The sequence below is a fragment of the Pseudomonas inefficax genome, assembly GCF_900277125.1.
GTDB lineage: Bacteria > Pseudomonadota > Gammaproteobacteria > Pseudomonadales > Pseudomonadaceae > Aquipseudomonas > Aquipseudomonas inefficax.
The window spans coordinates 1-3,569 of record NZ_OPYN01000188.1 but is presented as its reverse complement, the minus strand read 5'-3'; the positions used below and the strand labels follow the sequence as shown (position 1 = coordinate 3,569).

3 protein-coding genes are annotated in these 3,569 nt (G+C 62.3%); 2 read left to right on the top strand and 1 reads right to left on the bottom strand.

The genetic code is table 11. The features are described 5' to 3' along the window. On the top strand, positions 1-855 hold an 855-nt coding region (locus JV551A3_RS23700; protein WP_205125970.1), incomplete at its 5' end, for a purine-cytosine permease family protein. A gap of 295 nt (positions 856-1,150) precedes the next feature. Here the strand turns inward: JV551A3_RS23700 and JV551A3_RS23695 are convergent. After that, on the bottom strand, positions 1,151-2,452 hold the full coding sequence (locus JV551A3_RS23695) for a mechanosensitive ion channel family protein (protein WP_133979154.1): 1,302 nt from the start codon (positions 2,450-2,452) through the stop codon (positions 1,151-1,153). Positions 2,453-2,555: 103 nt separating this feature from the next. Between JV551A3_RS23695 and JV551A3_RS23690 the strand changes: the two genes are divergently transcribed. Continuing rightward, on the top strand, positions 2,556-3,569 hold a 1,014-nt coding region (locus JV551A3_RS23690), incomplete at its 3' end, for a DEAD/DEAH box helicase (protein ID WP_133979152.1).

The following is a 3,569-nucleotide window of genomic DNA, read 5'->3' as shown; positions in this document are numbered from 1 at the left end:
CTGCACCCCGGCGACATGGCAACCACAACGGCGGTGAGTACCGGCTTTTCCTTCACCGCGTTCAATCTGATCGTTGCCCAGTCGGCCTCGTGGACGCTGGGGTATGGCCCGTATGTGGCCGACTACTCTCGCTATCTCCCGGCCAACGTCAATCCACGCGCCACGTTCTGGGCCACCTATTGCGGTTGTGCGCTGGGCTCCTTCGCCATGATGGCGCTCGGCGCGCTGGTGGCGGTGGAACTGCCCTCGGCACTGGGGCATGACCCGGCGACAGCCATTGCCGCGTTGTTCGGCCCGTGGGCGCCGTTGGCGCTGGCCGTGATCGCGTTGGGGGTGATCCAGTACAACGTCCTGTGCCTGTACAGCGCCTACATGTCGTCGGTCACGATCTTTGGCGCCTTCAAGACCATCCGGCGCGTGACCGCGACGGCCAAGGCCTTGGTGATGGCTGGGTTGACCGCAGCGGCAACGGTGATCGCCATCGCCACCCAGTACAATTTCGATACATTCTTTGCCGACATCCTGATCGGCCAGTTGTACCTGTTGATCCCATGGAGCGCGATCAACCTGGTGGATTACTACTGGGTATGCCGAGGCCACTATGATGTGGGGGCGCTGTATGACGCCAAGGGGCGTTATGGCTGCTTCAATCGTCGAAGCCTGGCGGTGTACGCCGTGTCGATCATCGGTACCATCCCGTTCATGAAGCTGTCGTTCTACACGGGCTTCGTGGCCGAGTGGCTGGGGGCGGACATCAGCTGGGCGATGGGGTTGATCCTGGCGGGCGCGCTGTATTGCATGGTCCATGGGCGCGAGAGCAACCGGCTTTCGACAACCATGAATGCGCACACCTGACTCGGTCTTGACACGGAAAGGGGCCGCTTTGCGGCCCATCGCAGGCAAGCCAGCTCCCACATTGCCAGCACCGACTTCCAGGCATGCACAGGATCTGTAGGAGCAGCCTTGTGCTGCGAAGAGGCCATTTCCGGCAAAGAGGATTTTTTGCCCTTCCGGCCTCTTCGCAGCACAAGGCTGCTCCTACAGGCAATGAGGCAACCTGATGGGGCAAGACAGTTGCTCCCACAGGTACTGCGAGACCTCTGTGGGAGCTGGCTTGCCTGCGATTGGCTGCGAAGCAGCCCCGGCAATCTCAAGCCTCGCTCATGTCTTCCAGCCGACGCGGCACAGGCTCTTGCGATACACGCCCGCTCAACCCCACCCGCATGTCATTGCCACTCGGCTGCTGATACAAGCTCAGCCCAAACTCCGGCAACACCGCCAGCAGATAATCGAAGATATCCCCCTGAATCCGCTCGTAATCCGCCCACACCGTGGTGGTGGTAAAGCAGTAGATCTCCAGCGGCACGCCCTCGGCGGTGGTCTGCATCTGCCGCACCATGCAGGTCATGTTCGGGTGCACGTTGGGGTGATTCTTCAGGTAGGCCAGGGCGAACGCGCGGAAGGTACCGATGTTGGTCAGCTTGCGGCGGTTGGCCGACAGCTCGGCCACTGGCCCCATGGCCTCGTTCCAACGCTGCAGCTCCTGGCGCTTGCCGGCCAGGTAGTCGGCCAGCAGGTGCACCTGGCTCAGGCGCTGTTCTTCCTCGCGAGTCAGGAACCGCACGCCGGCTGCATCGATGAACAGGCTGCGCTTGATGCGCCGGCCACCGGACTGCTGCATGCCGCGGTAGTTGCGGAACGACTCGCTCATCAGGCGCCAGGTGGGGATGGAGACGATGGTCTTGTCGAAGTTCTGCACCTTCACCGTGTGCAGGGTGATGTCCACCACGTCGCCATCGGCGCCCACCTGGGGCATTTCGATCCAGTCGCCGACGTGCAGCATGTCGTTGCTGGTCAGCTGCACACTGGCGACGAACGACAGCAGGGTGTCCTTGTACACCAACAGCAGCACCGCCGACATGGCCCCCAGGCCTGACAGCAGCAACCATGTCGCGCGGTCGATCAGGGTGGCGACGATGACGATGGAGGCGAAGATCCACAGAATCATCTTGGCCAGTTGCACGTAAACCTTGATCGAGGGGGTGGGGGCGTGTTCGGTGCGGGCATAGATGTCGAGCAGGGCATCCAGCAGGCACGACAGGGCCATGGTCATGAACAGCAGGGTAAAGGCCAGGGCGACATTGCCGAGGAAGTGCTGGGCGGTGTCGGATAGCTCGGGCACCAGTTTCAGGCCGAACTGCAGCACCAGTGACGGCGTGGTCTGCGCCAGGCGGTGGAACACTTTGTTGTTGCGCAGGTCGTCCAGCCACTTCAGCGCTGGCTGGCGGGCCAGGAGGCGGGCGCCATGCAGCACCAGGAANCGTGCCAGGCGGCCGATGACCAGAGAAACAAGCAGCAGCACCGCCAGGCCGATGGCCGCGTGCAACATCGGATGTTGGTCAAGGGTGCCCCACAGGTTGAGGGAGTCACGCCAGATTCTTTGGATATCCATGGGCTTGCTTACAGTCTTGTTGCCAAACGAGGCGCCCTTAGAGCGCGGATGGCGACAAAGTTGCCAAAAGAAATTCGGCTAAGGCGGCAGAAAACGTTACCCTATGCAACTGAATTTCCCGCACTTGCCTGAGGTTACCTCCGTGTTCTCCCAATTCGCCCTGCACGAACGCCTGCTTAAAGCCGTGGCCGAGCTTAACTTTGTCGAGCCTACCCCGGTGCAGGCTGCGGCCATCCCCCTGGCCCTGCAAGGGCGTGACCTGCGCGTAACCGCGCAGACCGGCAGCGGCAAGACGGCCGCTTTCGTGCTGCCGCTGCTCAATCGCCTGGTCGACCTGCGCGAGCGCCGCGTCGAGATCCGCGCGCTGATCCTGCTGCCGACTCGTGAACTGGCCCAGCAGACCCTCAAGCAGGTGCAGCTGTTCTCGCAGTTCACCTACATCAAGTCGGGCCTGGTCACCGGTGGTGAAGATTTCAAGGAACAGGCCGCCATGCTGCGCAAGGTGCCGGATGTGCTGATCGGCACCCCGGGCCGCCTGCTCGAGCAGCTCAATGCCGGCAACCTCGACCTGTCCCACGTGCAGGTGCTCATCCTCGACGAAGCCGACCGCATGCTCGACATGGGCTTCGCCGAAGACATGGAGCGCCTGTGCAAGGAGTGCGAGAACCGCCAGCAGACCTTGCTGTTCTCCGCCACCACTGGTGGTGCGGCCCTGCGCGACATGATCGGCAAGGTGCTGAAAGACCCTGAGCACCTGATGCTCAACAGCGTTTCGCAGCTGGCAGAAGGCACCCGCCAACAGATCATCACCGCCGACCACGACAAGCAAAAAGAGCAGATCGTGCAGTGGCTGCTGGCCAACGAAACCTTCGACAAGGCGATCATTTTCACCAAAACCCGCCACCTGGCCGACCGCAACTACGGCCACCTGGTGGCCAAGGACGTGAAGGCCTTCGTGCTGCACGGCGAGAAGGACCAGAAGGACCGCAAGCTGGCCCTGGAGCGCTTCAAGCAGGGCAGCTCCAAGGTGCTGGTGGCTAGCGACGTCGCGTCCCGTGGCATGGACATCGATGGCCTCGACCTGGTNATCAACTTCGACATGCCACGCAGCGGTGAC